A 2,989-nucleotide genomic window follows, 5' to 3' on the forward strand; every position below is an offset into this window, starting at 1 on the left:
GGAATGAAATTTACTGATTTCCATTCTAATGGTGCTGTCAGTTCTCCCACCCGGTGTGCTTTACTTACTGGAAGGTATCAACAACGTGCTGGAGTAGAAAATGTCTTATTGGTGAATGATGCCATTGACAAGATCGAAGGTGGTTTGCCAACAGATGAAATTACTTTTGCGGAGATCCTCAGGAAAAACGGATATAGTACGGCATTGATAGGGAAATGGCATCTTGGATATAAAGAAAAAAATAATCCTTTGAATTTCGGCTTTGAAAAATATATCGGGTTTAAATCAGGAAATGTAGATTATCATTCTCACCTTAACAGACGCGGTGATCTCGATTGGTGGGATGGGCTGGAATTAAAGAATATGCCCGGATATACTACATCTCTTTTGACCGATTTGTCATGTGACTATATCGCCGAGAATAAAGATCAACCTTTTTGTCTCTACATTGCACATGCAGCTCCGCATTCACCTCTTCAGGGACCGTCAGATGGTCCTGTGAGAAAGGAAGCATCGAATGCGGAAAAATCATCCGGACGTTCAAATTTTGATATCTACCGGGAAATGGTGGAGGAATTAGATGCCGGTGTAGGTAAGGTTTTGCGCACACTTGATAAATATGGCTTGACAAAGAATACTTTGGTTATTTTCACTTCGGATAATGGACCGGTTATCGAATATGGTGGTTCGGCCGGACAATTTAAGGGCGAAAAGGGGACAGTTTGGGAAGGAGGACACCGCGTACCGTGCGTGATACGAATGCCGGAGACAATCAAGCCAAAGAGTGTTTGTAATATTCCATTAATGTCTTTTGATTTTTTTCCGACAATATTAGAAATGGCTGGCGTTAATTACGATGATACGGGGAAAAAACTTGATGGTGTTTCTTTTGTAAATGTATTGCGGGATGGCAATATTAAGGAAAGGACCTTATTCTGGGGGATTGGGAATGATCGCTATGCAGTAAGGCAAGGGAATTGGAAAATGGTATGTTCTGGTAAAGAAAAGTCACTTTATAACCTGGAGAGCGATCCGGAGGAAAGTGTCGATGTTTCATCAAAAAATCCTGCCATAGTACAAAACTTGAGTCAACAACTTGAAGTATGGAAAAAATCAGTTTATTAAAAATATTAGGCATCCTCTCCTAATATTGCTGTTTTCGCATGAATAAAAAGTAATTGATTTTTAATTTGTTAAATAAATATGAAAGAACTAAACAATTTTATTAAATCAGACAGGCAACAAGTAAAATGGGTATTCGGTGCTGCCCTACTGATGACTTCCTCCTGCTCTGCACAGCCGACAGGTGAAAACCCTATAGAACCGCCACTGGATGCTGATCAGCCAAATATTATCTTTATTTTAGCGGACGATATGGGATACGGCGACATCCGCAGGTTCAACCCCGGATCTGCAATACCTACGCCCCATCTCGATAAACTTTCAGCTCAAGGAATGATGTTTACGGAGGCTCATTCCGGTTCCGCTCTGAGTACACCCACGCGTTATGGCCTTCTTACAGGACGTTACAGTTTTCGTAGCAGCCTGAAAAAAGGAGTTCTCGGAGGATTTAGCAAACCTCTTATTGAAAAAGAAAGACCTACTATAGCATCTATATTAAAAACACGTGGTTATCATACCGCAATTGTCGGCAAATGGCATTTGGGATTGGGTTGGCAAACTACAAACGGCTCAGATGCAGAAGAAAATAATACAGCATTTGATAAGCCATTGACATACACGCCAAATGATGCAGGTTTTGATAAAAGTTATATTCTTCCTGCATCATTGGATATGGTACCTTATGTATATATTGAAGATAGAAATGTGATTGACCCCGTAATGACAGTAATAGAGGGTGTTGATTCGCCGCGCGGGCATTTCTGGCGTACAGGTAAAGCATCTCAAAGTTTTTCAATAGAAGAAACCCTCAATCATTTTACTGGTAAGGCAAAACAATATATTAGAGAACGCGCGTCCAGTAAACAACCCTTTTTTCTGTATATGCCGCTTACTGCTCCACATACACCATGGCTTCCTGCAGATAAGTTTAAAGGCGTATCGGGTGCCGGAGACTACGGTGATTTTGTCGTCCATGTAGATGATGTGGTCGGACAGGTAACTTCTCTGATTGACAGCTTGGGAATAAAAGAAAAAACACTGATTGTATTTACCAGCGATAATGGCGCCGATTGGAATTCTACAGACAAAGCAGCTTATCCGCATCTTGCTAATTACATCTTTCGGGGAAGGAAATCAGATGCCTGGGAAGGAGGTCACCATATTCCTCTAATTATTCAATATCCCAAAATGATAAGTTTTGGAAAGACTTCTGATGCATTGGTTTGTATGACTGATTTTTTTGCTACTTTTGCTGAAATGACTGGCGCAACAACTTCACTTGGGGCTGCTGAAGACAGTAAAAGCTTTCTGCAAGTACTGAACGGAAGTAGTAAAACAGCCCGAAGCGAGGTAATTCACCATTCTGGTGACGGATATTTTGCAATCAGACAAGGCCGCTGGAAATTTATTGATTGTAGTGGTAGCGGAGGGTGGTCATCTGCAGGTAAAGAACCATTACCACCAGGACAACTATATGATATGCAAACAGATCCGGAGGAGAAAAACAATTTGTATAATAAATATCCACAAAAGGTTGAAGAATTGAAAAATCTTCTGAACACGATTATCCGATAGACAGTACATTGAAAAGAAATGAATCCCAAAAGTTCTTGTCTGATTTTTGGGGTTCATTATATTTTCTCTGACAATTCTTTTGTCCGTAATAAACTTATTTATATCCTCTGTTACTTATCCTGACGAAATGCAGGAAATGCAGGAAATGCAGGAAATACAGGAAATACATAAACCTTTAGACTGTCAAATTAAACAAAATTAATTTTGAAATTTCAGCAAAAAAAATGAAATTAATTTATCCGATTATTTTTTTATCGCTTGTCTTATCTGGCTGCACTACGGACAAACAACT

General features: G+C 39.8%; 2 protein-coding genes. Both read left to right on the top strand.

Annotation, left to right across the window (positions count from 1 at the left end):
- Positions 1–1,125 (top strand): sulfatase-like hydrolase/transferase (locus B4G81_RS04920; RefSeq protein ID WP_294080711.1); only part of this gene is annotated, 1,125 nt, incomplete at its 5' end.
- A gap of 78 nt (positions 1,126–1,203) precedes the next feature.
- A complete protein-coding gene (locus B4G81_RS04925; protein ID WP_294080713.1) occupies positions 1,204–2,697 on the top strand; it encodes a sulfatase family protein in 1,494 nt (497 codons plus the stop codon).
- The last annotated feature ends 292 nt before the right edge of the window (positions 2,698–2,989 follow it).

It is taken from the genome of Proteiniphilum sp. UBA5384 (assembly GCF_002410825.1).
In the GTDB taxonomy this organism is placed as follows: domain Bacteria; phylum Bacteroidota; class Bacteroidia; order Bacteroidales; family Dysgonomonadaceae; genus Proteiniphilum.

Bases quoted from the DNA above. Each gene is read 5' to 3' on its own strand.
- B4G81_RS04925 (WP_294080713.1), top strand. From the start codon at position 1,204: ATGAAAGAACTAAACAATTTTATTAAATCAGACAGGCAACAAGTAAAA.